This window comes from Hydrogenophilus hirschii (assembly GCF_054656675.1).
Window position 1 is genome coordinate 1,414,819 of the sequence record NZ_BAAHXQ010000001.1, and the last position, 25,182, is coordinate 1,440,000.

22 protein-coding genes, 2 rRNA genes and 1 pseudogene (1 of these 25 only partly in view) are annotated in these 25,182 nt (G+C 60.9%); 5 read left to right on the plus strand and 20 right to left on the minus strand.

Annotated elements, in window-relative coordinates:
• Positions 1 to 97: 97 nt before the first annotated feature.
• Together ACYQ4Z_RS06920 and rlmJ are read right to left on the minus strand one after the other, a co-directional pair.
• A protein-coding gene (locus ACYQ4Z_RS06920; protein ID WP_088178290.1) for an IS3 family transposase occupies positions 98 to 1,653 on the minus strand; the annotation gives its coding sequence in 2 pieces (ribosomal slippage) (positions 98 to 1,221 and positions 1,221 to 1,653; 1,557 coding nt in all).
• Between the two features lie 66 nt (positions 1,654 to 1,719).
• A pseudogene (rlmJ, locus tag ACYQ4Z_RS06925) lies at positions 1,720 to 2,412 on the minus strand (23S rRNA (adenine(2030)-N(6))-methyltransferase RlmJ); the annotation flags it as partial.
• A gap of 137 nt (positions 2,413 to 2,549) precedes the next feature.
• Here rlmJ and ACYQ4Z_RS06930 point away from each other — a divergent pair.
• Positions 2,550 to 3,074 carry a gamma carbonic anhydrase family protein gene (locus ACYQ4Z_RS06930; RefSeq protein ID WP_459860432.1) on the plus strand — a complete coding sequence of 175 codons (525 nt, stop codon included), beginning with the start codon at positions 2,550 to 2,552 and terminating at the stop codon, positions 3,072 to 3,074.
• 16 nt (positions 3,075 to 3,090) lie between these two features.
• On the opposite strand, the gene ACYQ4Z_RS06935 is transcribed toward ACYQ4Z_RS06930, so the two are convergent.
• Genes ACYQ4Z_RS06935 through ACYQ4Z_RS06965 form a run of 7 tightly spaced genes read right to left on the minus strand, consistent with a single transcriptional unit; the run spans position 3,091 to position 10,137 of the window.
• Positions 3,091 to 3,381, minus strand: coding sequence for an FtsB family cell division protein (locus tag ACYQ4Z_RS06935; RefSeq protein WP_119335537.1), 291 nt, complete (start codon positions 3,379 to 3,381; stop codon positions 3,091 to 3,093).
• 38 nt (positions 3,382 to 3,419) lie between these two features.
• Positions 3,420 to 4,709, minus strand: a complete 1,290-nt coding sequence (gene eno / locus ACYQ4Z_RS06940; protein WP_119335538.1) for a phosphopyruvate hydratase — start codon at positions 4,707 to 4,709, stop codon at positions 3,420 to 3,422.
• A 39-nt stretch (positions 4,710 to 4,748) separates the two neighbouring features.
• Positions 4,749 to 5,042, minus strand: coding sequence for a DUF1330 domain-containing protein (locus ACYQ4Z_RS06945; RefSeq protein WP_119335539.1), 294 nt, complete (start codon positions 5,040 to 5,042; stop codon positions 4,749 to 4,751).
• A gap of 12 nt (positions 5,043 to 5,054) precedes the next feature.
• Complete coding sequence (gene kdsA, locus ACYQ4Z_RS06950) at positions 5,055 to 5,903, minus strand: 3-deoxy-8-phosphooctulonate synthase (protein WP_119335540.1); 849 nt, start codon at positions 5,901 to 5,903, stop codon at positions 5,055 to 5,057.
• Between the two features lie 38 nt (positions 5,904 to 5,941).
• A complete protein-coding gene (pyrG, locus tag ACYQ4Z_RS06955; RefSeq protein WP_219972714.1) occupies positions 5,942 to 7,609 on the minus strand; it encodes a CTP synthase in 1,668 nt (555 codons plus the stop codon).
• 41 nt (positions 7,610 to 7,650) lie between these two features.
• Positions 7,651 to 9,639, minus strand: coding sequence for an acetoacetate--CoA ligase (locus ACYQ4Z_RS06960; protein ID WP_219972712.1), 1,989 nt, complete (start codon positions 9,637 to 9,639; stop codon positions 7,651 to 7,653).
• Between the two features lie 36 nt (positions 9,640 to 9,675).
• A complete protein-coding gene (locus ACYQ4Z_RS06965) occupies positions 9,676 to 10,137 on the minus strand; it encodes an acyl-CoA thioesterase (protein ID WP_119335543.1) in 462 nt (153 codons plus the stop codon).
• 85 nt (positions 10,138 to 10,222) lie between these two features.
• Between ACYQ4Z_RS06965 and ACYQ4Z_RS06970 the strand changes: the two genes are divergently transcribed.
• Positions 10,223 to 11,863, plus strand: a complete 1,641-nt coding sequence (locus ACYQ4Z_RS06970) for an electron transfer flavoprotein-ubiquinone oxidoreductase (protein ID WP_459860437.1) — start codon at positions 10,223 to 10,225, stop codon at positions 11,861 to 11,863.
• A 12-nt stretch (positions 11,864 to 11,875) separates the two neighbouring features.
• Here ACYQ4Z_RS06970 and ACYQ4Z_RS06975 read toward each other — a convergent pair whose 3' ends face one another.
• Entirely contained in the window at positions 11,876 to 12,673 is a 798-nt protein-coding gene (locus ACYQ4Z_RS06975) for a carbonic anhydrase (RefSeq protein WP_119335545.1), read from the minus strand.
• Between the two features lie 70 nt (positions 12,674 to 12,743).
• Here ACYQ4Z_RS06975 and ACYQ4Z_RS06980 point away from each other — a divergent pair, with 70 nt between their 5' ends.
• The 3 genes from ACYQ4Z_RS06980 (at position 12,744) to ACYQ4Z_RS06990 (ending at position 15,909) form a co-directional block, all read left to right on the plus strand.
• A complete protein-coding gene (locus ACYQ4Z_RS06980) occupies positions 12,744 to 13,409 on the plus strand; it encodes a phosphatidylserine decarboxylase (RefSeq protein WP_459860438.1) in 666 nt (221 codons plus the stop codon).
• Entirely contained in the window at positions 13,406 to 14,185 is a 780-nt protein-coding gene (gene pssA, locus ACYQ4Z_RS06985; RefSeq protein ID WP_119335547.1) for a CDP-diacylglycerol--serine O-phosphatidyltransferase, read from the plus strand. Before ACYQ4Z_RS06980 ends, pssA begins: the two co-directional genes overlap by 4 nt.
• 182 nt (positions 14,186 to 14,367) lie before the next feature.
• Entirely contained in the window at positions 14,368 to 15,909 is a 1,542-nt protein-coding gene (locus ACYQ4Z_RS06990) for a 2-isopropylmalate synthase (protein ID WP_459860439.1), read from the plus strand.
• Here the strand turns inward: ACYQ4Z_RS06990 and ACYQ4Z_RS06995 are convergent.
• From ACYQ4Z_RS06995 to ACYQ4Z_RS07040, 10 genes are all read right to left on the minus strand, one after another.
• Positions 15,893 to 16,258, minus strand: a complete 366-nt coding sequence (locus tag ACYQ4Z_RS06995) for a DUF2069 domain-containing protein (RefSeq protein WP_459860440.1) — start codon at positions 16,256 to 16,258, stop codon at positions 15,893 to 15,895. The two genes, ACYQ4Z_RS06990 and ACYQ4Z_RS06995, sit on opposite strands and share 17 nt — an antisense overlap.
• Positions 16,258 to 17,523 carry a hypothetical protein gene (locus tag ACYQ4Z_RS07000; protein ID WP_459860441.1) on the minus strand — a complete coding sequence of 422 codons (1,266 nt, stop codon included), beginning with the start codon at positions 17,521 to 17,523 and terminating at the stop codon, positions 16,258 to 16,260. Before ACYQ4Z_RS07000 ends, ACYQ4Z_RS06995 begins: the two co-directional genes overlap by 1 nt.
• Positions 17,523 to 18,365, minus strand: a complete 843-nt coding sequence (gene trpC / locus ACYQ4Z_RS07005) for an indole-3-glycerol phosphate synthase TrpC (RefSeq protein ID WP_219972707.1) — start codon at positions 18,363 to 18,365, stop codon at positions 17,523 to 17,525. Before trpC ends, ACYQ4Z_RS07000 begins: the two co-directional genes overlap by 1 nt.
• Before the next feature lie 54 nt (positions 18,366 to 18,419).
• Positions 18,420 to 19,472: an anthranilate phosphoribosyltransferase gene (gene trpD, locus ACYQ4Z_RS07010; protein ID WP_119335551.1), complete on the minus strand. Its 1,053-nt coding sequence runs from the start codon at positions 19,470 to 19,472 to the stop codon at positions 18,420 to 18,422.
• Between the two features lie 21 nt (positions 19,473 to 19,493).
• Positions 19,494 to 20,081, minus strand: a complete 588-nt coding sequence (locus ACYQ4Z_RS07015; protein ID WP_459860443.1) for an anthranilate synthase component II — start codon at positions 20,079 to 20,081, stop codon at positions 19,494 to 19,496.
• Between the two features lie 13 nt (positions 20,082 to 20,094).
• Positions 20,095 to 20,814, minus strand: coding sequence for a DsbC family protein (locus ACYQ4Z_RS07020; protein WP_197713643.1), 720 nt, complete (start codon positions 20,812 to 20,814; stop codon positions 20,095 to 20,097).
• Positions 20,815 to 20,854: 40 nt separating this feature from the next.
• On the minus strand, positions 20,855 to 22,045 hold the full coding sequence (locus tag ACYQ4Z_RS07025) for an FAD-dependent monooxygenase (protein WP_459860445.1): 1,191 nt from the start codon (positions 22,043 to 22,045) through the stop codon (positions 20,855 to 20,857).
• Between the two features lie 84 nt (positions 22,046 to 22,129).
• On the minus strand, positions 22,130 to 23,395 hold the full coding sequence (locus ACYQ4Z_RS07030; protein ID WP_287683922.1) for an IS256 family transposase: 1,266 nt from the start codon (positions 23,393 to 23,395) through the stop codon (positions 22,130 to 22,132).
• 280 nt (positions 23,396 to 23,675) lie between these two features.
• Positions 23,676 to 23,790 (minus strand): 5S ribosomal RNA (gene rrf / locus ACYQ4Z_RS07035).
• Positions 23,791 to 23,888: 98 nt separating this feature from the next.
• Positions 23,889 to 25,182 (minus strand): 23S ribosomal RNA (locus ACYQ4Z_RS07040); it runs 1,580 nt beyond the window's last position.

The following is a 25,182-nucleotide window of genomic DNA, read 5'->3' on the forward strand; positions in this document are numbered from 1 at the left end:
AGGAGCCCGTGCAACCACGTGAGCCCTTCCTGGAGTCGCTCATGAAGCCCATAAGGGGGCGGAACAAGTCAAGATAGTTGTCGCCTGATTCATGCAATCACCTGCCTTCTATTTCAGCTTGGGTAGAGTCCCGAACGACGCTGTCCCGTTCCGGGTTGAGCGTGACGGCCCCGATCGGTGTCCAGTCCCGTGTCTGCCCGGACCAGCGCGCCGGGTGACGTTCGCGGGCTTGAAGATAGGTCTGGTGCCGTGCCGCCAGGATCGCATGGTCTTCCCCGGCATGCCGTTGGGCGGGGGTGACGTAGCGCAGGCCGCTGTGGCGGTGCTCGACGTTGTACCAGTGCACGAAGTGCTGTCCCCACTGGCGGGCTTCGTCCAGGCTGGCAAAGCCGCGCGCCGGGAATTCGGGGCGGTACTTCGCCGTTTTGAAGAGCGATTCGACGAAGGCGTTGTCGTCGGACACCCTGGGGCGAGAGTATGAGGGCTTGATCCCCAGCCAGTGCAGCATCGCCAACACCGTGGTGGCCTTGAGCGTGCTGCCGTTGTCGCCGTGCAGCACGGGTTTTTCCGGCAGGGCGTGGAGGCCTTCGGCCAACGCGGTGCGCTTGAGCAGGCTCACCGCGTGTTCTGCCTCATCGGTGGCATGAATCTCCCAGCCGACGATCTTGCGGCTGTACAGATCCATGATCAGATACAGGTAGAACCACTGCCCCTTCACGTGGGTGGGCAGGTAGGTCATGTCCCAGCACCACACTTGTCCGGGGGCGCTGGCTACGTGCGTCGTCGGCGCTCGCGTGCGCTGCGGCGCACGGCTGCGCCCACGGTGACGGGTTTGTCCGTGGGCACGCAGCACGCGCTGAAAGCTCGATTCGCTGGCAAGATAGACGCCCTCGTCGGCCAGCGTGGGGACGATGCGCGCCGGGGGTTGGTCGGCGAAACGGGGCTCGTTGGCCAACGCCTGGATCCTCGCCCGTTCTTCGTCGCTGAGCGCATGCGCCGGCTGCGCACGCTTTGCCAGGGGCCTGCGGTCCCCCTGGCGCAGTCCTTCCTGCGCTTTCCAGCGCTGCAGGGTGCGCAGCGTCATGCCTGCGACCTCGCAGGCCGGGCGTAGGCGCGCGCCGGCTGCGTGTGCCTCATCGATGTGTCGGACCAGTGTTTGGCGATCTTCCAGGCCGATCATGCGTCCTCGTCCTTGGGGAAGATCGCTTCGAGCTTTTTTGATAGCACCAGCAACGCTGCCGCTTCGGCCAGCGCCTTTTCCTTGCGGCGCAGGTCGCGCTCGAGTTCCTTGATGCGACCCCGCTCGGCCTTCTTCTCCCGCAGAGCCTGCCGTGCGACTTCCTCGGGCTCATCGAGCGCCTGCAGGGCGGCGGTGCGCCATTGCTCGAGCGTCTGGGGATACACGCCATGCTCGCGGCACCAGGCCCCTTTGCTCGCCTCGTCCATCGCGGCGGTCGAGAGCACCGCTTCGAATCGGGCCCCCGCACTCCAGCCCCGCTCGCCAACGGGCTGGGAGAGCGCCTCGGCTCGCCAGCGCGCTAGCGTCGCAGCTGAAATGCTCAGCTCTCGCGCCAGCGTCTGCACCGCGACACTTTCTGGCGGCAACAGCCGTGCAACCGCCCTGTCCTTGAAGGACTGTCCGTATCTGGCCACTTCGTTCTTCCTTTGTCGCCCTCTGGTTTCAGGATCTATCGAGACGACAACTATTCTGACACAGAGGGGGGGTTGCAGGACCACCAGCCCACTTCCATACATCCCCCACCCGCTTTTCGGTGGCGCCGTGACCGCAAGCTCCACCCACAGGTGGTCCTCCGGCAGCACATTGCGCAACCGCCGCACCAAAATCGGGACTTCGTACCGCTTGAGCAATGGGTACCACACCATCACCACTGCTTGCGGAAACCGACGCCGCACCTCACGAACGAACGGCACGACGGCACCATAGTCCTTCGCCCCTTCGTACGAAGGGTCGACGAAAACGATCCCGCGCCGCACGGGGGGCGGCATCCGTTTGACCGCTGCTTGCCATCCGTCGGCAAGCGTAACGCTCACCCTGGGGTCACGCGCAAAGAGCTGCCGCAACGCTTCGCCGTCGGTGGGGTGGCGCTCGAAGCAATAGAGTCGATCGGGAAGATCGGCGCGCATCAAGAAGCGCGCGATCGCGGGCGACCCGGGATAAACCGTCATCGTGCCATCGGGATTGAATGCATTCAAAATGGACCGAAACGTGGCAAACGCCGCAGGGGCCTCTGCCTGCGCCGCCCAAAAGCGACCGACCCCGTCGCGCCACTCTTCCGGAAGTCGACCGCCAATGCGCTGCGTCAGCGCATAGACGCCAGCCCCCGCGTGGGTATCGAACGCACACCACGGCTTCTCTTTTTGGTTGAGCAGCGCGAGCGCTTCGCTCAACACCTAATGTTTGAGCAGGTCACCGGGATTCCCTGCATGAAACGCATGACGATAAGCAAGCATAAGGATGCGCAACTTTCAACACGAACGCGGTTTCATGGGATAATGAAACGCGTTTCAGAAAAAATGAGAGCGTGACAATGGCCTGTTTTGCCCTCGACGACAAGAGACCCATTTTATCGGAAGGCGTCTGGATTGCCGAGAGCGCCGAAGTGATCGGTGACGTTCGGATGGGCCCGGACGTCTCGATCTGGTTCAATGCGGTGGTTCGCGGTGACAACGAACCAATCACGATCGGGGCGGGTACGAACATCCAAGACGGCGCGATCCTGCACAACGACGAAGGCGTACCGCTCACGATCGGAGCCCATGTCACCGTCGGCCACATGGCGATGCTGCACGGGTGCACGATCGGTGACGGCACCTTGATCGGGATCAACGCGGTGATCCTCAACCACGCGGTGATCGGCAAAGAGTGCATCATTGGCGCCAATGCGCTCATTCCCGAGCGCAAAGTCATCCCCGACCGCAGCCTGGTCGTGGGCTCCCCCGGCCGGGTGGTGCGCACGTTGAGCGACGAAGAGGTTGCCGCGTTGCGCCAAAACGCGCAGCACTACATCGACGCGGCGCGCCGCTACCGCCGGTTCCTGCGCCGCATCGACTAACTTGTAAGCACCTTCTTCATGGGCGGCTGGCGTGCTCCGGCACCATGAAAAGGAGTTCGTCGCTGCGAATCCAGTTGTATTGGCGGCGAACGGTCTCTTCGAGCGCCTCGCCGCCGGTTTCCAATTGCCGAATCACCTCGCGCAGCCGCTCGTTGCGGGCTTCGAGCGCGGCGTTCTGCGCACGCAGCTCGGCCACTTTCGCTTCCAGACGTTGCCGCGCGACGATCCCCCCTTCGCCGAACCAGAGCTGGTATTGCAACCCCAGTACCAGGAGGAGGATCGCCAACCGCCGCAGCGCCGTGACCATCGCGTGACACTCCGCGTGCGACGACGCCGCAACAAGACTCAGCCGCGACGCAGGTTATAGAACGCGGCGATACCGGGATAGTGGGCCGTATCGCCCAAATCCTCCTCGATGCGCAGCAGCTGGTTGTATTTCGCCAGTCGGTCGGAACGGGAAAGCGAACCGGTCTTGATCTGCATCGTCGACAACCCAACCGCGATATCGGCGATCGTCGCGTCTTCGGTCTCGCCCGAACGGTGCGAAACCACCGCGGTATAGCCCGCGCGTTTCGCCATTTCCACCGCAGCGAAGGTTTCGGTAAGCGTCCCGATCTGGTTGATCTTGATCAGGATCGAATTGGCTATGCCTTCTTGGATTCCTTTTTCCAAGATTTTGGTGTTGGTAACGAAGAGATCATCGCCAACCAGTTGCACCTTCTGCCCCAACCGTTCGGTCAAGAGCTTCCACCCGGCCCAATCGCCTTCGGCCATGCCATCCTCGATCGAAACGATCGGGAATTTGTCCACCAGGGTCGCCAGGTAGTCGGCAAACGCTTCCGAAGTAAGCGTGAGTCCCTCCCCTTCGAGGACGTATTGACCGTCGCGGTAGAACTCGGAGCTTGCGCAGTCGAGCGCCAATACCACGTCACGTCCGGGTTCATACCCTGCCGCGGCAACCGCTTCGAGAATCAGGTTCAACGCCTCTTCGGTGTTTTTCACGTTGGGCGCAAACCCGCCTTCGTCCCCCACCGTCGTGGGCATGCCGCGTTTGTCGATGATTTTCTTCAAGTGGTGGAACACTTCGGCACCGCAGCGCAACGCGTCACGGAAGGTCGACGCGCCCACGGGCATGATCATGCACTCTTGAATATCGAGGCTGTTGTTGGCGTGCGCACCGCCGTTGATCACGTTCATCATCGGTACCGGCATCGCTTTGAGGCCGCTGCCGCCCAGGTAGCGGTAGAGCGGCAGTCGCGCCTCTTCCGCGGCGGCCTTCGCCACCGCGAGCGACACCGCCAGGATCGCGTTCGCACCCAAGCGCGATTTGTCCTCGGTGCCGTCGAGCTCGATCATCGTCTTGTCGATGAGCGCCTGGTCGTCGGCGTCGAGACCCAACAGGGCTTCGCAAATTTCGGTATTGACGTTTTCGACCGCTTTGAGTACCCCTTTGCCCAAATAGCGGTTGGGATCGCCATCCCGCAATTCGAGTGCTTCCCGAGAACCGGTCGACGCCCCGGAAGGAACCGCTGCCCGCCCGAGGACGCCCGATTCGAGCAACACGTCTGCCTCGACCGTGGGGTTGCCGCGTGAATCGAGCACCTCGCGGGCAACGATATCTACGATTGCTGCCATGGTTTCACTCCTTTACTCTGTATTCGTTCCGACCGCGCCTTACGCAAGCCCTTCGACGACGAGCATGTCGTACTCCGCAACTCCTTCGCGGGCGGCACGCGCTTGTCGGTAGGTTTCGGAATCGTAAAACGCTTTCGCCGCGTCATAAGAGGGAAATTCGACGACGACGACGCGCACCGGCTGCCAGGCGCCCTCCAGCACCTCGAAGCGGCCACCCCGCACGAGGAAACGCCCTCCATGTTCGGCCACCGCCTGCGCAGAGAGTTCGCGATAACGCGCAAGCGCGTCATTGTCGGCACGGCGCGCCACCACAACCACATACCCTTTCGCCATGTTCGGCTCCTTTCAGCGAAGTAACCACTCGTTTTCGAGGAAGGGGCTGCGCTTCACCACTCGATCGAGCTCGACCAACGTCGACAGCAACGCCTCGAGCCGCGGAATGGGCCAAGCGTTCGGCCCGTCGGAAAGGGCCTTGTCGGGGTCAGGATGGCACTCCATGAAGAGCCCGGCCACCCCCGCAGCGATCGCGGCGCGCGCCAAAACCGGGACGAACTCGCGGCGGCCGCTCGACCGCCCGTCTCCCCCGCCGGGCAGTTGGACCGAATGCGTGGCGTCGAACACCACTGGGCAACCGGTCTCGCGCATGATCGCGAGGCCGCGCATATCGACCACCAAATTGTGGTATCCGAACGAAACGCCGCGCTCACAGACCAGGATCGTATCGGCACCGCCATTGGCCGCTTTGGCTTTCGCGACAACGTGGCGCATATCCTCCGGGGCCAAGAATTGCCCTTTTTTGATGTTCACCGGTTTGCCGCTTGCGGCAACCGCCTGAATGAAGTCGGTTTGGCGGCAGAGGAATGCGGGCGTTTGCAACACGTCGACCACTTCGGCAACCGGCACGACCTCACGCTCCGTATGGACGTCGGTGAGCACGGGAACGCCGACGGTCTCGCGCACTTCGGCTAGGATCTCGAGCCCTTTGGCCATACCCAGACCACGAAACGACGCGACCGAGGTGCGGTTCGCCTTGTCGTAACTCGATTTATAGATGAACGGAACCCCCAGGCGATCGGTGATCGCCTTGATCGCCGAAGCGGTTTCGAGCGCCATTTGCCGCGACTCGATCACGCACGGCCCGGCAATCAGGAAAAAGGGGCGATCCAGCCCCACCTCGAAGCCACAGAGTTTCATCATCGCCCCTCTTTTTTTTCCCGGCACGGCCGCACCCATCACGCCTCCTTGGGGAGCAAAACCGGACGTCCTGCCCGTTCCCGCGCCGCGAGCGCCGCAGCGACGAACGACGAAAAGAGCGGATGTCCGGTACGGGGATTCGAGGTGAATTCGGGATGGAATTGGCACCCCAAAAACCACGGGTGGACCGAACGGGGCAACTCGACGATCTCACACAGGTCCGTACCCGGCGCACGGCCCGAAACGACGAGTCCGTGCTGTTCCAATTCCGGCAACAGTCGGTTATTGACCTCATAGCGGTGGCGATGGCGCTCGACGATCTCATCTTTGCCGTAGATCTCGTGCGCCAGCGTCCCCGGCGCCACGCGACACGGCTGGCCACCAAGCCGCATCGTACCGCCCAGATCGGCGTCCGCACTGCGGCGGATCACCTGCCCCGAGCGATCCTGCCATTCGGTGATCAACCCCACCACCGGATGCGCCGTATCGGGATCGAATTCGGTCGAGTGGGCGTCTTGCCATCCCACAACGTGGCGCGCAAACTCGACCACCGCCAACTGCATCCCCAAGCAAATGCCCAGATACGGAATCTGCTGCTCGCGCGCGAATTGGATGGCGCGAATCTTGCCTTCGGTGCCCCGCCGGCCAAACCCACCGGGAACGAGGATCGCGTCGAGCTGCTTCAGGATCGCTTCCCCACCTGGTGCTTCGAGATCTTCGGCATCGATATAGTGGATGTTGATCCGGCAGCGCGCTTTCAAACCGGCATGGTTGAGCGCTTCGATGAGCGATTTGTACGATTCGGTGAGATCGACATATTTTCCCACGAACCCCAAATCGATCTCAGTCTGCGGATGGTTGAGCGCATCGACAATCTCTTGCCAGATGCGCAGATTGGCAGGCCGCGCCAAAATTCCGAGTTTGTGGCAGACGATCTCGTCGAGCATCTGCTCGTGGAGCAACAACGGAATGCGGTAGATGGTGTCGGCGTCGCGCGCCTCGATCACCGCTTCTGGGCGGACGTTGCAAAAGAGCGCGATTTTGCGCCGCTCCGCTTCCGGGATTTCCCGGTCCGCACGGCACAACAAAATATCGGGCTGAATACCGATCTCCCGCAACTCTTTCACCGAGTGTTGCGTCGGTTTGGTTTTGAGCTCACCCGCCGTCGGAATGAAGGGCAGCAGCGTCAAATGGATGTAGCACGCCCCTTGCGGCCCGAGCTCTTGCCCCATCTGGCGAATCGCCTCCAGAAAAGGGAGCGACTCGATGTCGCCGACGGTTCCCCCAACCTCGACGATCGCGACGTCGGCACCTTCGGCACCGCGACGAATGTAGAGCTTGATCTCATCGGTAATATGCGGGATCACCTGAACGGTTTTGCCCAGGTACTCCCCGCGCCGCTCTTTGCGAATCACCGACTCATAAATTTGCCCGGTAGTGAAGTTGTTCCGCCGGCTCATCTTAGCGCTCGTAAAGCGCTCGTAGTGCCCCAGGTCGAGGTCGGTCTCCGCACCGTCTTCGGTGACAAAGACCTCGCCGTGCTGGAACGGGCTCATCGTGCCAGGGTCGACGTTGATGTACGGGTCGAGTTTGAGATGGGTGACACGAATCCCGCGCGATTCCAAAATCGCGCCAAGTGAAGCGGCGGCGATCCCCTTACCCAGTGAGGAGACGACGCCGCCGGTGACGAACACATACTTGGTCATAGCGAATAGGCGCTCGCGAAAAGCGCTATTCTACCCGAAACTCAGGTGGCGAGCTCCGGCCGGTTGCGGAAGTATTCGAGCGCTTCGGGGTTGGCCAGCGCCTCGACATTCTTCACCGCTTCGCCATGCACCACCTGACGAACCGCGATCTCGACGATCTTGCCGCTTTTGGTGCGCGGGATATCGGGAACCTGAACCACTTTCGCCGGTACGTGTCGCGGCGTGGTGTTCACACGGATCGTCTCTTTGATTTTCTGGACAAGGGCGTCGTCCATGGTTAGGCCGTCCCGCAACCGCACGAAGAGCACCACCCGCTCGTCGTTGCCCCACCGCTGGCCGATCACCAACGATTCGACCACTTCGTCAAGCTTTTCGACTTGACGGTAGATCTCCGCGGTACCGATCCGCACCCCGCCCGGATTGAGCGTGGCGTCCGACCGCCCGTAGATGATGAAACCGCCACGTGGCGTCTCTTCGGCATAATCGCCGTGGGTCCAGACCCCCGGGAACCGTTCGAAATAAGCCGCGCGGTAGCGCTTGCCGTCGGGGTCGTGCCAAAATCCGAGCGGCATTGCTGGAAATGGCCGAGTGCATACCAGCTCCCCTTTCGCTCCGACCACCGGATTACCCTGTTCGTCGAAGACCGCGACCGCCATCCCCAGCCCCTTGCACTGGATCTCGCCACGATAGACCGGAAGCGTTGGGTTCCCCAGGACGAAGCAGGAGCAGATATCGGTGCCGCCCGAAATCGAACTCAGACAGACATCGGTTTTGATGCGTTCATAGACGTAATCAAACCCTTCAGGCGCCAGCGGGCTCCCGGTAGACAACACGGTACGCACCGACGAAAGCGAATGGGTCTCGATCGGTGCAAGCCCCTGCTTCGCCGCGGCATCCAAGAATTTCGCCGACGTGCCGAATTGGGTCATTCCCTCGGCGTCGGCCAGATCGAAGAGAATCCGCCCTTCGCGCGCAAAGGGCGAGCCGTCATAAAGGAGCAACGTCGCTTCGCTCGCCAAGCCGCTCACCAACCAGTTCCACATCATCCAGCCGCAGGTGGTGAAGTAGAACAGGCGGTCACCCGAGCGAACGTCGGTATGCAACCGATGCTCCTTCAGGTGTTGGAGCAATACCCCCCCGGCGCGATGGACGATACATTTGGGCACACCTGTGGTGCCCGAAGAGTACAAAATGTAAAGCGGATGGTCGAACGGCAACCGGACGAACGCGATTTCACGCACCGCCTCATGTGGCGTCAACCAATTCGCCCACGAAACGGCACGGGGAATCGACGACAGCGACCCGTCGAATTCTGCCGCTGGCAACCCCCCGGAGACGCTCAGGTAGGGGGTTACCACCACCCGTTCGACACTGGGAAGCCGCTCGGCGACCTCGGCCACTTTGGCACGGATGTCGATCGCTTTACCGTTGTACCAATAGCCGTCGACGGTGAAGAGCACCTTGGGTTCGGTCTGACCAAAACGGTCGAGCACCCCCTGGACGCCGAAATCGGGTGACGCCGAAGTGAAGATCGCACCCAGGCTCGTCGCGGCGAGCATCGCCACTACCGTATGCGGATGGTTGGGCATATACGCGGCAACACGGTCTCCACGCCCAACCCCGGCTTTCGCCAACGCCGCGGCACACTGCGCAACCGCCCGATAGAGTTCCGCCCAAGTGAAGCGCAGGGTCTGTTTGTCTTCGCCCCAAAAGATGAGGGCGGGGGTATCGTCGCGGCGGCGCAGCAAATTTTCCGCGAAATTGAGCCGCGCTTCCGGAAACCACTGCGCAGCGGTGATCTCCGTCCCTTCGACGAAGATCACGTCACCCCGTGTGCCGATCACCCCACAATCGTCCCATACTTGCGCCCAGAACGCTTCAGGGTGCTCGATGCTCCATTGGTGCAGCGCACGATAGTCCGGCAGATTCACGCCCCAGCGACGCTCGGCACGATGTGCAAACGCCGTGATCTGCGCGTGTTGCACCCGTTCCGGGCTTGGCGCCCAAAGCATGGTTGCATCCTTGCTCATGGAATTTCCCCCTTTGGTCTGCGAACCTACCTCATCTTATTCTGGATGAATCAATTTTTCCCGCAACGCATCGGGAATCGGCACCGATTGGCCGGTGCGGGGATTGAACCAAACGATCTTGGCATACCCCGTGGCGTAGAGAGGATCCTCACCCACACAACACAATTCGTACCACGTCATCACACTCGAACGCCCGGGTTCTCCCAAAAAGAGCTTGACCTCCACCGTCGCCGGGTAGGTCACAGGACGCAAAAAGGTGCATTCGGCGTTGATGATCACCGGCGCCCCTTCGGCCTCGGGATGCACACGATAACCGATGTGCTCCAGCCATTCGACACGCGCCTGCTCGTAGAATCGGAAATAGACCGTATTATTGACATGCCCGTAGGCATCCATATCCCCCCAACGAACCGGAATGCGTGACACCCACGCCAACCGCCGCACCGCGGCTTCCGGGTTGTGGCCACCCCCCGCTTGGGGCGCAGTTACCTCGCTCATTGTCGATTACCCCCTTGTCATTCGAACGCTTTTTTGCCAACATACGCTAGCGTATGGAACAGATTGTAGCGTAAGGAGCGTAAAGATGGAACGCGAAACGATGGAGTTCGACGTCGTCATCGTCGGCGCGGGCCCTGCTGGGCTTGCCGCGGCGATCCGGCTGAAGCAGCTCGCGAACGAACGCGGCGAGGATTGGTCGATCTGCGTGCTGGAAAAGGGGGCCGAAGTCGGCGCGCACACTCTTTCGGGCGCGGTATTCGACGCCCGCGCGCTTGCGGAACTCATTCCCGATTACCGCGAACGCGGCGCCCCCATCGGGACGCCCGTCACCGAAGATCGCTTCTTGTTCCTCACCGAGCAGCGTGCGTTCAAAACCCCCAATTTTCTCCTGCCCGTGTGCTTTCAAAACCACGGCAACACCATCGTTCGCGCCGGGTTTTTGGTCAAATGGCTGGGCGAACAAGCCGAAGCGCTCGGCGTCGAGATCTTCCCTGGCTTTGCCGCGGCTGAGATGCTTTTCGACGACAACGACCGTGTGATCGGGGTGGTTACCGGCGACATGGGGGTCCAGAAAGACGGAACCCCAGGGCCCAACTACCAACCGGGAATCGCGATCATGGCCCGTTATACCCTCTTTGCCGAGGGGTGCCGCGGGCATCTCGGCAAGCAACTCGAAGCCCATTACCGGCTCCGCGATGGGAAAGACCCGCAGAAATATGGCATCGGGATCAAAGAGCTCTGGCGCATTCCCAAAGAGCAACACCAAGCGGGCCTCGTGATGCACACCGCGGGCTGGCCGCTCGACCCCCACACCTACGGTGGGTCGTTCTGCTACCACCTGGAAGAGGATCTGGTCGCGATCGGCTTCGTCGTCGGTCTCGACTACCAGAACCCGTACCTCTCTCCGTTCGAAGAGTTCCAGCGTTTCAAGACCCACCCCGCGATTCGACCGATGCTCGAAGGCGGGGAACGCCTCGCGTACGGAGCGCGGGCATTGACCGCAGGCGGAATCCAGTCGCTCCCGAAACTGGTCTTCCCAGGCGGCGCGCTTATCGGAGACGACGCGGGCTTTCTCAATGCCTCACGCATCAAAGGGCTCCACACCGCGATCAAGTCGGGGATGCTCGCAGCCGAAGCCATCGCCGACGCGCTCGCAGCTGGGCGCGCGCACGACGAACTCACCGCCTACCCAACCGCTTTCGAAACCAGCTGGATGAAGGAAGAGCTGTATCGCGCCCGCAATTTCAAACCCCTGATGCACAAAGGTCTTTACCTTGGGTCGCTGCTCTTTGGGATCGACCAGATGGTGTTCCGAGGCAAAGCGCCGTGGACCCTACACCACGCACAAGCCGACCACGAAGCGCTCAAACCGGCAAACACGTTTCACCCGATCGCCTATCCCAAACCCGACGGCAAGATCACCTTCGATCGCCTCTCGTCGGTCTTCCTCTCCAATACCAACCACGACGAAGACCAGCCGTGCCATTTGCAACTGCGTGAACCAGAGAAGGCGATCGCCGTCAATTTCAACGTCTATGCGTCACCGGAAACCCGTTACTGCCCCGCGGGTGTCTATGAAATCGTCGAAACGGACGCCCAGCCGCGCTTACAGATCAACGCGCAGAACTGCGTCCACTGCAAGACGTGTGACATCAAGGACCCCACCCAGAACATCAACTGGGTGACCCCTCAAGGGGGCGAGGGTCCGATCTACCAAGGGATGTGACCCCGTATCGCGTCACTCCAGAACCCGGCGGGCGTTGAGCGGTTGCACCGGGCGCGCGTTCTCGTTGAGGAGCGCGCGCAGCCGCTGCAACTGCGGCTCGCTCGCCGTGATGGGCTCTTGCATCACGTACCACCGCACCCCTTCGGAGCACGGCGGCGTCGTCAAGGAGCCGTTGTAACGGAAAAACCCTTCACTGCGCGGCAGTAACGCGCGCAGATCAACCGTTTCGTTACTGATCCGTTTGCGCTCCTGATGCCCTTTGCGGCGCACATGCCGCGCATCGTGCGCACCCTCGGTCGGCTCTGGCGCCCACCGCAAGATCTGCGCCAATACCGGATTCTCGTCGCCACTTTGGAACCAAACCCCGACTACCGCAAGCGCGCCTTTGGCGTTGCGATGCACGAAGTGGGCTTCGAGCGGATAGCGGTTGCCGTTGTCCGCATGTTCGCTGGGCGAATGGAAATGAACGTTGATCAACGAAAAGGTCTCACCCTCTGCGGTGAGGGTCCATTTGCCTTCTGGCACCGGTAAAACGATCGTATGACCGTTATCGACCACCGTCAAAGGCAAAGGTGCTTCGTACTGGAACTGGATCGGGCGCAGGTCGGTGCGCAACACCCGAACGCGGTCGATATCGATCGGCGACTGATTCTTTCCAATCTCGCAAAGCAAATACTCCTTGGAGAGTTTCCCCCACCGCTCGGGCCCGAGCTTACCGTGGTAACCCCAAGCAGCACCGCCTGCGGCCTGTGCCAACGTAGCCGTAGCGAACAAGCCAACTGCAATCCATCCGCGAATTCCTAGGCGCATCCCATCCGCTCCTCTCGAACACTTTCCGAGTAAAATAGCACAAGTTACTCCCAAGACCTATCCTTCACTCATGGCACAAAACCCTTATCCTCACCCCATCCTGGCACGTGAAGGTTGGCCCTTCATCGCCCTCACGGGTGTGGTGGCGCTCGTCACCACGGCGTGGTGGGAAGCCGGGTCGCTCCCCTTTTGGGCGCTCTTTCTCTTCGTCGTGCAATTTTTCCGTGACCCGGCGCGCCCCATCCCAGATACGCCGAACGCCGTCCTTTCCCCGGCAGATGGCCGCATCGTCGCGATCGAAGCAACCACCGACCCGTGGCGCAAATGCCCGGCGCTCAAAGTCAGCGTCTTCATGAACGTCTTCAACGTCCATTCGAACCGAAGCCCCGTGGACGGCACCGTGCTCAACCGCTGGTACCACCCCGGCAAATTTCTCAACGCAGCGCTTGACAAAGCCAGTGTCGAAAACGAACGCAACGCGCTTCACTTCAAAACCGACGACGGACACGAACTGACCTGCGTGCAAGTGGCTGGCCTCATCGCCCGCCGTATCCTCTGCACTGTGGAACCTGGCCAACATCTGGCGCGGGGTGAACGGTATGGCTTCATCCGCTTCGGTTCGCGCGTCGACCTCTACCTGCCACCGGAAAGCCAGGTGTGTGTCACCATTGGGGAGAAGGTGAAAGCCACCTCGACCATTCTCGCCCTTTTGCCGGAAGCACCCGAAAAACCATGACCAACCCAGTTGACGAGATACCGGACGAGGAGACTCCGAATCACCCGCGGCGGGCGATCTACCTCCTGCCCAACTTGATGACCACCGCTGCGCTCTTTTTCGGCTTCTATTCGGTGGTCCAGTCGTGGCATGGCGATCTGGCGGCAGCCGCGATCGCGATCTTTATCGCGATCCTCTTCGACGGACTCGACGGTCGTCTGGCGCGGCTCACCCACACCCAAAGCGCGTTCGGCGCGGAATACGATTCGCTTTCCGATATGGTCTCGTTTGGGGTTGCTCCGGCCGTCCTCGCGCTGGCCACCGCGCTCAACTCCTTGGGCAAACCGGGGTGGATCCTCGCGTTCGTCTACTGTGCAGCGGCGGCGCTGCGTTTGGCGCGCTTCAACGTCAATCAAACGGTCGTCGGTAAGAACTACTTCCAAGGATTGCCCAGCCCTTCCGCCGCAGCGCTCGTCGCAAGCTTCGTCTGGCTGGCGCACGACCTTGCCTGGAACCCCACCACCACCGCAGTTTGGTGTGGCGTGCTCACCCTGTTCGCGGGCCTCAGCATGGTAAGCAACATTCTGTTCTGGAGCGGGAAATCGATCGATCTACGCCGCTCCGTTCCGTTCCTGGCCGCAGCCGGGCTGGCGTTGGTGTTCGCGTTCATCTCGTTTTACCCCCCCGGCGTACTCTTCGCGTTGACGCTTGCTTACGCGCTGAGCGGTTACTTCCTCGCGCTGTGGCGCTGGTGGAAAAAAAGGCACCCCCTTGTCAAAAACGAAAAAGGTGGGTAGATTTACGCCATGGCTTGTGCATCGATTCCCTCTCGCACGCGAAACATTCTCCTTCGGGCAGGGCTTCTGCTCGGTCCTCTGCTGCGCCTTGCGCGCTGACGAACTCACCCACTCCCCCCTTATCCCAATCCCTTCGCCCTAGGGGCAAGAGACCCTACAACCGTCATTTTTGCGAGGAAGCCATGAAAGAGTCGTTGATCATTTTCGATACCACGTTGCGCGACGGCGAGCAGAGTCCTGGCGCTTCGATGACGCAAGAGGAAAAGGTCCGAATTGCGAAACAACTCGAACGGTTGCGCGTCGATGTGATCGAAGCGGGCTTCGCCGCAGCAAGCCCCGGTGATTTCGCCGCCGTGCAGGCCGTGGCGCATGCGATCAAAGAGAGCACGGTCTGTTCCTTGGCGCGTGCGAACGAAAAGGATATCGCTGCGGCCGGCGAAGCGATCGCACCCGCAGAACGTAAGCGCATCCATACCTTCATCGCCACCAGCCCGATCCATATGGAGAAAAAGCTCCGCATGTCCCCGGATCAGGTGCTCGAACAAGCCGTGAAAGCGATCGGTTGGGCGCGACGCTATACCGATGACGTCGAATTCTCCGCCGAAGACGCCGGCCGCTCCGAGATCGACTTCCTTTGCCGCATCTTCGAAGCCGTGATCGACGCGGGCGCGACCACGATCAACGTTCCCGATACCGTCGGTTACGCGTTGCCCCACCAGTTCGGAGAACGGATTCGTACGCTCATCGAACGCATCCCCAACTCCGACAAGGTGATCTGGTCCGTGCACTGCCACAACGACCTGGGCCTTGCGGTCGCCAATTCATTGGCTGCGGTGCTCGCCGGCGCCCGTCAGGTAGAGTGCACCATCAATGGTCTGGGAGAGCGCGCGGGCAACGCGGCGCTTGAAGAGATCGTGATGGCGGTACGCACCCGACAAGACGTCTTCCCGTGCGATACGCGTATCGACACCCGCCAGATCGTCCCCGCGTCGAAATTGGTTTCGCAAATCACCGGCTTCCCGGTACAACCCAACAAAGCGATCGTTGGCGCGAACGCGTTCGCGCACGAATCGGGCATTCACCAGGATGGCGTGTTGAAGCACCGTGAAACCTACGAAATCATGCGCGCCGAAGACGTCGGCTGGACCACCAACAAGATCGTGCTCGGCAAACACTCGGGGCGCAACGCCTTCAGAACCCGGTTGGCAGAACTCGGCATCACGTTCGAAAGCGAAGAGCAGCTCAATCAAGCGTTTGCCCGCTTCAAGGAACTGGCCGACAAGAAGCACGAAATCTTCGACGAAGACCTCATCGCGTTGATGAGCGACGAAGGCGTTTCCGGTGGTCATGAAGTCGAACGTTACCGTCTCGTCTCCAGTTGCTTCCACAGCGAAACGGGAGAGACCCCGAAAGCGCGCTTGGTGATTGCCATCGACGGCGAAGAGCAGACCGTGGAAAGCGAAGGTTCTGGTCCCGTAGACGCTGCGTTCCAAGCGATCGAGAAACTGGTTCAGAGCGGCGCCGAATTGCTCCTTTACTCGGTGAATGCGATCACCCAGGGCACCGATGCGCAAGGAGAAGTCACCGTCCGGCTCAGCAAAGAGGGACGAATCGTGAACGGTCAAGGAGCAGACACCGACATCATCGTCGCATCGGTCAAGGCCTACTTGAACGCGCTCAACAAATTGTTGGCAAACCGCGCGCGCATCAGTCCTCAGGTGTAGACGAAGCGTGCCGTCGGCGGCGGGGGAAAAACCGCGCATAGCGGACCACCGCCGCAAAAAGGAGCAGCGCAAGCGCCGCCTCTACGCCCGCCAGCCAGCGAACGGGCGCGGGATCGAAGAGGCGTGCGCTCCCTTCCAACAGGTAGAAACTGCACCACAGCGCCGTCCACTGGTATGTCCGTAGCCGTCCACGCCACAGTCCGGGAAGCAGCAGCGCCAACGGCACCGCTTTGAGCACCAGCCAAGAACCACCCGGTCGCAGCGGAGCGAGCACGCTTTCCCAGGCCACCGCCAAAACCGCGAGCAAAAATGCCAGCGTCGTCGCGATCGCTGCCCAACGTTGCGACATCACGCCTCCTTTGGCCAAATTTCGGTCACCGTCACGTGTGGCGTCACCAACCGAATGCGCCCCGGCTGAAAACGCTCGACGCTCACCTGAAAGCGCTCGGGTTCGCGGACCAACCACCAGGCGCCCGACAACCGCTCCAAGCGACGCAGCACCAACACCGGTTGCGGAAAGTACGGCAACCAGCGCTTCAACACGATCCCGAGCTGTCGCGTCCCCCGCTTCGCTTCGGGCGCAAGGGATAGGATCGCGGTCGCCGCCTCGATCGGCGCCAGGATCTGAAGGCCAACGATCCGTGCCGTTGCTGCGGTTCGTTGCCAGCGGACCACCCCCAACCACCACTGGGTCGCAATGGAGACGCTCACGTGCTCTGCAGTAAATCGCACCGCGACGATTTCACCGTCCCGCACCGAAACCGATGCCGTGAAGCGAAGCCGTGCGCCCAAAACCAAATCGGAAAGCTCGACGATCTCGGCCCCTTGCCAGGCCACAGGCGCACCGCTTGCCAACGCCGCGATGGCCTCCCACCCGACCACCACTTTGGCGTCGCAATGGCAGGGTTGCCGGCGGACGCGTCGCCCCGCCAGCCCCAGCCGCTCTGCGAAAGCAAGCAGGAGCCAAATGAGCTGCTGCGATTGCGTTTGGTGGGGTGCTTGTAACCAACGTTTGACCAACCGATCGACTTGGCGCTCCAGCGCAGAGAAATCGAGCCAGAAGAGCGTCTGGCACGCTCTTGACACCGTTCCCCGGCGAACCAACTGCACCGTCGGCTCCGTCGCAATGCCCCAAAAGGGAAGTTGCGCGGGCTCTCCACCATCGGCCTGCGCCGTATCCGGTGCGGCGGGGAGCAGTCGGGCGGTCACACCGTGCAGCGCCAACACCGCCATCAGACATTCCACGCGGGCATCCAGTGGCCAAGCCCCGTCACCGGCAAGGTATAACGCGAGCGCAGCTGCGACTTCCCCGGTGACCACGCCGTCGTGCTGCTGCCCCTCAGCAATGACCTTAGGCAACCAGAGCGTCCAAAACGACGTCTCCAACGGATACCCCACGGCCCAGGCAACAGCAACCACCCAAGCACCGGCCACCGTCGCCGCCGAATCCTCCTGGTTCGCATACCGCGCGTGCCACAGCGCCAAGATACGCGCTGCAGTCGCACTGTCCCAGCGAACGGTTTCCGGTGGCAATTCGGGAAAATGCTCGCCCAGACGCAAGGCGAGCCACTGCGGGGAAACGGACACCGCGGCAGTGGCTGCCTCCGCCGTCATCACGCCTCCGATTGCTGGGGCGACAATCCCACCGACGCAAAGAGCGCGGTCAGTGCCGCTCCGGGTTCGGGCGCACGCATGAACGCTTCGCCGACCAGAAAAGCGGGAACACCAGCCTCCCAGAGTCGTTCGACATCGACGCGCGTCAAGATCCCCGATTCGGCAATCGGCAAGCGATCGTCTGGGTAGTGCGGCAACAAGGACAAGGTCGTTTCGAGCGAAACGGCAAAGGTTCGCAGGTTGCGGTTGTTGACCCCGATGAGCGGTGTAGGCAACATCAGCGCCCGTTCGAACTCCTCTGCGTCGTGGACTTCGACCAGGACGTCGAGTCCCAATTCCGTTGCCAGCGCGGTCAAGTCCCGCAGACGCGCATCGTCAAGCGCCGCGACGATCAACAAAATCGCGTCGGCACCGATCGCAGCCGCTTCCCAAACCTGCCACGGGTCGATCAGGAAATCTTTGCGCAATACAGGAAGCGAAACGGCCCCACGAGCTGCCTGCAAAAAGGCGTTGCTGCCTTGAAAATAGTGCACGTCAGTCAAAACCGAAAGACACGCAGCGCCCCCCGCTTCGTAACTTTTCGCGATCGCTACCGGATCGAACGGGTCGCGCAAAACCCCTTTCGAAGGGCTCGCGCGCTTCACTTCGGCAATGACCCCCGGCACCTGTTCCGCGCGCTTACGCTGCAACGCCTGAGCAAAGCCGCGCGGTGGGTCGGAATGCAATCGCTTTTCCGCGGCGGCACGCACCACCGCATCGGGTTGCCGCGCACGCCCCGCCGCCACCTCTTCTTTTTTGGTTGTCAGGATTGCCGCCAGAATATCGGGAATAGATGCCCCCACTCGCGTTCCCCCTTGCTCACAGCGTCGTGACCGCGGTCGCTTTGACCGATTCGTTCACGGTTGCCCTTTTTCTGCGGCATCCGCCAAGCGGTTCGTCGCCTGGACGAACGCCTCCAACCTGGCACGCGCGGCACCATTGGCAATCAGCTCACGTGCCAATTCGACCCCATGCGCAATCGATTCGACACGATTCGCCGCATAGAGGGCAACCCCCGCGTTCAAGACGACGATATCACGCGCCGGCCCCGGTTCGTCCGCCAACACCTGACGCACGATCGCCGCTGACGTCGTCGCGTCGTCCACTTGGAAATGGCGGCTCGACGCCATCGCCAGGCCAAAATCTTCGGGGTGGATGCGATACTCCCGAATCTTGCCATCCTTGAGTTCGCCCACCAAGGTTTCCGCACCCAGCGTCACCTCGTCGAGTCCATCGAGGCCATAGACGACCAAGACGTGGCGTGCTCCCAGCCGCTCCATCACCCGCACACAAATCCCGACCAGATCGGGATGGAATACCCCCAAGAGGCTATTGGGCGCCCCGGCTGGGTTGGTGAGGGGGCCGAGGATATTGAAAATCGTGCGCACCCCCATCTCTTTCCGAACCGGCATCACATTCTTCATCGCCAAATGGTGCAGCGGCGCGAACATAAAGCCGACGCCGGCTTCCGCAATACATTGGGCCACGGCTTCGGGGGAGAGATCAACGCGTGCGCCGAGCGCTTCGAGCACGTCGGCACTGCCCGATTTCGACGAAACGGAGCGGTTACCGTGCTTCGCCACTTTCGCCCCGCCAGCGGCGGCGACGAATGCCGTGGTCGTGGAAATGTTGAAGGTATGCGCGCCATCGCCCCCCGTTCCCACGACGTCGAGCAGATGGTCGTGCGGTCCCGGCACCACTACGCGTGTAGCCAGTTCGCGCATCACTTGCGCTGCCGCCGCAATTTCGCCGATCGTCTCTTTCTTCACCCGCAGACCAGTCAGAATCGCCGCAGTCATCACCGGCGAAACCTCTCCGGCCATGATCTGACGCATGAGCGAGAGCATCTCGTCGTGAAAAATTTCACGGTGTTCGATCAAACGTTGCAGTGCCTGCTGGGCAGTGATCATCGCTTTCCCTCCCCTCCTAGGTCACGCCACATCGGCACGCGGCGCGTGCTGAACCAAAAAATTCTTGAGCATCGCATGGCCGTGCTGCGTCAAAATCGATTCCGGATGGAACTGCACCCCTTCCACCGCCAGCGTGCGATGGCGCAACCCCATGATCTCACCATCCTCGGTCCACGCCGTCACCTCGAGTTCAGAGGGCAAGTCTTCGCGCGATACCGCCAACGAGTGGTAGCGGGTACATACCACCGGGTTGGGTAACCCCGCAAAAACGCCGGCCCCTTCGTGATAGACCGGCGCAGTCTTCCCATGCATGATGCGCTTGGCATGCACCACGCGGCCACCGAACGCTTCGGCAATGGCTTGGTGCCCCAAACAAACCCCTAGGATCGGAATTTTGCCCGCAAACGCGCGAATCGCGGCTACACTCACCCCCGCTTCTGTCGGCGAACACGGGCCCGGCGAAATCACCAGATAAGTGGGCTGCAACGCTGCGATCTCGGAAACGGTGATATCGTCGTTGCGCACCACTTTGACGAAAACCCCCAACTCGCCGAAATATTGGACGAGGTTCCAGGTGAAACTGTCGTAATTGTCGATCATCAAGAGCATGCAAAGCCCTCGCTCATCGAACGGCGCGCAACCGCTCTTCCAATTTCTCGGCAGGCAAAAACCCCCCAATGCGGGAGCCATCGCGCAAAAAGAGCGTAGGCGTGCCGCCAATTCCCAACTGTTTCCCCAGCGCGACGTTGCGCTCGATTGCACTCGTATCGCACGACGCTGGTGCCGCAGGCGGCGTTTTTCCTTCGACCATCCAGCTTTGCCACGTTTTGGCCGGATCGTCGGAACAGAGGATGCGCTTGGCTTTTTCCTCTGAATCAGGTCCCAGAATGGGGTAAAGGAACAGGTACTGCGTCGTATTGTCCACCTGTTGCAGCGCTTTCGCAAGGCGCTTACAAAAGCCGCAGTTGGGGTCTTCGAACGAAGCAAAGACGCGCGACCCGTCGCCTTTTTTGATCACGATCGCGTCTTTGAGCGGCAACGCGGAAAAATCGATACGGGACAATTCGTCTAGCCGCTTTTCGGTGAGATTCACCCGGGTTTTGGCGTCGATGATCGAACCCACGACAATGTGGCTCACCTCAGTGTTGGTGTACACCAGTTCGCCGCTCTTCAGCACTACCTCGTAAAGCCCAGGCATTGGAGCCGCGCGGACCGAGCGCACCGCATCCCCGCCCAACAGGGCATTGATCGATTGCTGTACGTTCGCTTCCTCGGCTGTTTCGGCGAACGCCATCGCGTGAAACCCAAGGCAGAGCAAACCCAAGAACAGTACCCTTTTCATCACACCACGGCTTCTCGTCATTCTCAACACCCTTTCGTCTTTACTGCGCCAGCGTCGCGTACCGGACCAACCGCCTTTTCACGAACGGCAGATGATCTACCAACGACATACCGCAATTGCGCGTCCAACGCAGCAACGGGTTATCCCAAGCGAACCCTTTCGCCAACGCGTCCGTCACCGTCTGAAGCAAAAACGGCTCTTCGAAACGCCGCCGTTCATACCGCGCCAATAATACCGGATCCCCAGGATCTTTCCCACTTTCGGGCGATCCCAACAAGGCCGCCAGTTCGGCCGCGTCGTTGAACCCCAGATTGATCCCGTGCCCGGAAAGCGGATGAATGCCATGCGCGGCGTCGCCGATCACCACGGTGCGTTTCCCCACGACGCGCTCACACCGTAACAAGGATAGCGGAAACGCTTGGGGGGGCGTGCGCAAAGAGAGCCGCCCCAACACCCGTTCCCCTGCTTCGGCAACCGTCGATGCCAACGTGGCGGCATCCATCGCCAGCAGTGCCTCGGCATGCGATGGGGACGTAGACCAAACGATCGAAACCCGATTCCCGGGCAGTGGCAGATAAGCCAAAACCCCATCCTCGCGGAACCACTGAAACGCCGTTTGGTCGTGCCCCTTTTCGGTTTCGAAATTGGCCACCACCGCGTGATGGTGATAGGGATGGATCTCGGCGCGAATGCCTGCTACGTGCCGCACCCACGAGCGCCGACCTTCGGCACCAACCAGCAAACGCGCCCGCCAATTCCGGCCATCGTGCGCTTCGACGGTCACCCCCTCCCAATCCACGGCACAAGCGCGCAATGAGGCCGCTGCTTCGGTCACGCAATCGACCGTCGCGCACGCATGGAGCGCCGTCCAAAGTGCGGTGCGCACCGTTTCTGCTTCGGCGATAACCGCCAGATAGGGAAGCGGGACCTCGTCTGCAGCAAAGACGATTCGCCCCGCTGCGTCGCCCTTCACCACCATGCGGGTCACGGGCTGGAACCTTTGCTCGGGAACAAAAACCTGTAGCCCGGCCAACCAACCCCAAGGACGAGGCGCAAACGCGTAAATACGCGTTTGCCACTGGTCGGGATCTTGAATCGGTTCCGGCGTTGGCGGGTTGGGTTCGATCGACAAGACGCGCCAGCCCGCGCGCCCCAGCGCCAACGCCAGTGATGAACCGGCCAAACCCCCACCATGAACGATGATGTCGTAATCGAACCGTAAAGAGCCCATGACTCTCTGCTTCGCGCTCCAATGCAAGGATTTTCGCACGAAAGCGGAGAGGAGAGCTATAGTCAAATCTGGTGTATGACCTGATCAGGCGGCGTTCCTGCTTTCGTCGGTTTCGCGTTTGTCATTGACTTCCACTCCGTCCCTGAACTTTACTCCTTCGACAACCTTGGCAAGGTAGTTGAACCCTCGTATCCGCCGCCAGCGTTTCTGTGCGCTCATTCCCAGTTTGTACAACGTTGCCAGCAGGGTGTTTCGGCTCACGCAGCCTTTGGCCTGGTCACTCCGGTGGCGAATCGTGGCAAAGGCCGACTCAATGGGATTGGTCGTGCGAATATGCACCCAGTGTTCGGCCGGAAAGTCGTAGAAGGCCAGAAGGGCCTCCCGGTCCTTTTCCAGGCAGGTCACCGCCTTCGCGTATTTGGCTTGGTATGTCGCAACGAAATGGTCGAAGGCCTTGTGGGCTGATGCCCGGTCTTCGGCCATCCAGATCTCCTGCAAGGCTTTCTTGACCTTGGGCTGAACGGCTTTGGGCAGGTAGTTCAGTACGTTGGCCGTCTTGTGCACCCAGCAGCGCTGGTGACGGGTTTCGGGATACACTTCCTCGAGCGCCGCCCAGAAGCCCAAGGCGCCGTCGCCTACTGCCAGTTTCGGCGGCACATCAAGGCCGCGCTGCTTCAGCCCCAGCAGCACCTCCCGCCAGCTCTGGGTCGATTCCCGAATGCCATCCTCGATGGTCAGAAAATGTTTCTCGCCCCATTCGTTGACGCCGATGATCACCAGGGCGCACAGCTTCTGGCCCTCGGCCCTCAGGCCGCTGTAGATGGCGTCTGCCCACCAATAAACCCAGCGCACCCCTCTCATGTCCCGCTGGCACCATTCGGTATATTCCGCTTCCCACTCCCGTTTCAGGCGGCCAATCACCGAAGCAGACAGCCCTTTTGCCTCGGGGCCGACGAGCACCTCCAGGGCCTCTTTCATCTGGCCGGTCGAGATGCCCTTCAGGTAGAGCCACGGCAGAGCGGCCTCCACCCGACGGGCCTTGCGCACATACGGCGGCACCAGTGAGGAGCGAAATACCACCGATTCCTTCCCACGGCTGCGCACCTTCGGCACCTTCACCGTTACCGGTCCTACGCCGGTCAGAATTTCCCGCTCCGGCAGATAACCATTGCGAACCACCGCACGGCGCCCCTGTTCGTCTGTCTGCCCCTCATACTTTGCCAGCATCTCGGCCAGCTCCGCCTCGATCGCTTGCTGAATCAGTCGCCTGGCGCCATTGCGCAGCAACTCCGTCAACGAGTCCTCGATACCCCCTGGCATCAACAAAGAAACGATGTTATCTTTACTCATGGTGGCGTGCTCCTTTGCTGTTCATCAGTTCGGTAAAACCGATTTCAGCAGAGTACGCCGCCCTTTTCAATCACTCCGTACACCAGTTTCGAGCATAGCTCCGGAGAGGAAAAAAGAAACGCCACCGACCCAAATAGGGAGCAGCCCCTCACAACAAAAAGAAAACCGCGATGAATTATACGTGAAGGCTTTCCGGCCCACGAAGCGTAAACGTCAAACGCCCATCTTTTGGGATGGGCGTTTGGTGTTTGGGTTTGACTGGTTTGGGTTGTTGGGTTGAGTCTGACGATGACCTACTTTCCCGAGGAGTGTTCCTCAGTATCATCGGCGCTGCCTTGTTTCACGGTCCTGTTCGGGATGGGAAGGCGTGGTGCCAAGGCGCTATGGTCGTCAGACTCGAAGCTGGTGTGACGCTTTGGAACGGCGTGTGGGTTTTAGGTAGGGGGTGCGTTTTGGGTGATGTGTGTGTGGGTTTATGTGGCGTTACGGCCATAGGATCAAGCCGGTCGGGCAATTAGTACGGCTCAGCTCAACGCCTTGCAGCGCTTACACATGCCGCCTATCAACGTGGTGGTCTTCCACGGCCCTGATCGGGAAGTCTCATCTTGGGGTGAGTTTCGCGCTTAGATGCTTTCAGCGCTTATCTCTTCCGCACTTAGCTACCCGGCGGTGCCACTGGCGTGACAACCGGTACACCAGAGGTGCGTCCACTCCGGTCCTCTCGTACTAGGAGCAGCTCCCCTCAAACTTCCTACGCCCACGGCAGATAGGGACCAAACTGTCTCACGACGTTTTAAACCCAGCTCACGTACCTCTTTAAATGGCGAACAGCCATACCCTTGGGACCGACTACAGCCCCAGGATGAGATGAGCCGACATCGAGGTGCCAAACACCGCCGTCGATGTGAACTCTTGGGCGGTATCAGCCTGTTATCCCCAGAGTACCTTTTATCCGTTGAGCGATGGCCCTTCCATGCGGGACCACCGGATCACTAGGACCTGCTTTCGCACCTGCTTGGCTTGTGGGCCTTGCAGTCAAGCACGCTTATGCCCTTGCACGTACAGCGCGATTTCCGACCGCGCTAAGCGTACCTTCGTGCTCCTCCGTTACCTTTTGGGAGGAGACCGCCCCAGTCAAACTGCCTGCCATGCACGGTCCCGGGTGGGGATGCACCCACCGCGGTTAGAACCTCGATGGGGCCAGGGTGGTATTTCAAGGACGGCTCCACCGAAGCTGGCGCCTCGGCTTCTTTGCCTCCCACCTATCCTACACAGGCCACATCAAAGTCCAATGCAAAGCTGCAGTAAAGGTTCATGGGGTCTTTCCGTCTAGCCGCGGGTAGATTGCATCTTCACAACCACTTCAATTTCGCTGAGTCCCAGCAGGAGACAGTGGGGCCACCGTTACGCCATTCGTGCAGGTCGGAACTTACCCGACAAGGAATTTCGCTACCTTAGGACCGTTATAGTTACGGCCGCCGTTTACCGGGGCTTCGATCAGGAGCTTGCACCCCATCACTTAACCTTCCGGCACCGGGCAGGCGTCACACCCTATACGTCCACTTCCGTGTTTGCAGAGTGCTGTGTTTTTATTAAACAGTCGCAGCCCCCGATTCTCTGCGACCCCCAAGCGCTTCAGGGGCAAGCCCTTACACGCTCAGGGGCACACCTTCTCCCGAAGTTACGGTGTCAATTTGCCGAGTTCCTTCTGCTGGGTTCTCTCAAGCGCCTTGGTGCTTTGACACCAGCCCACCTGTGTCGGTTTGCGGTACGGTCACCTTGCAACT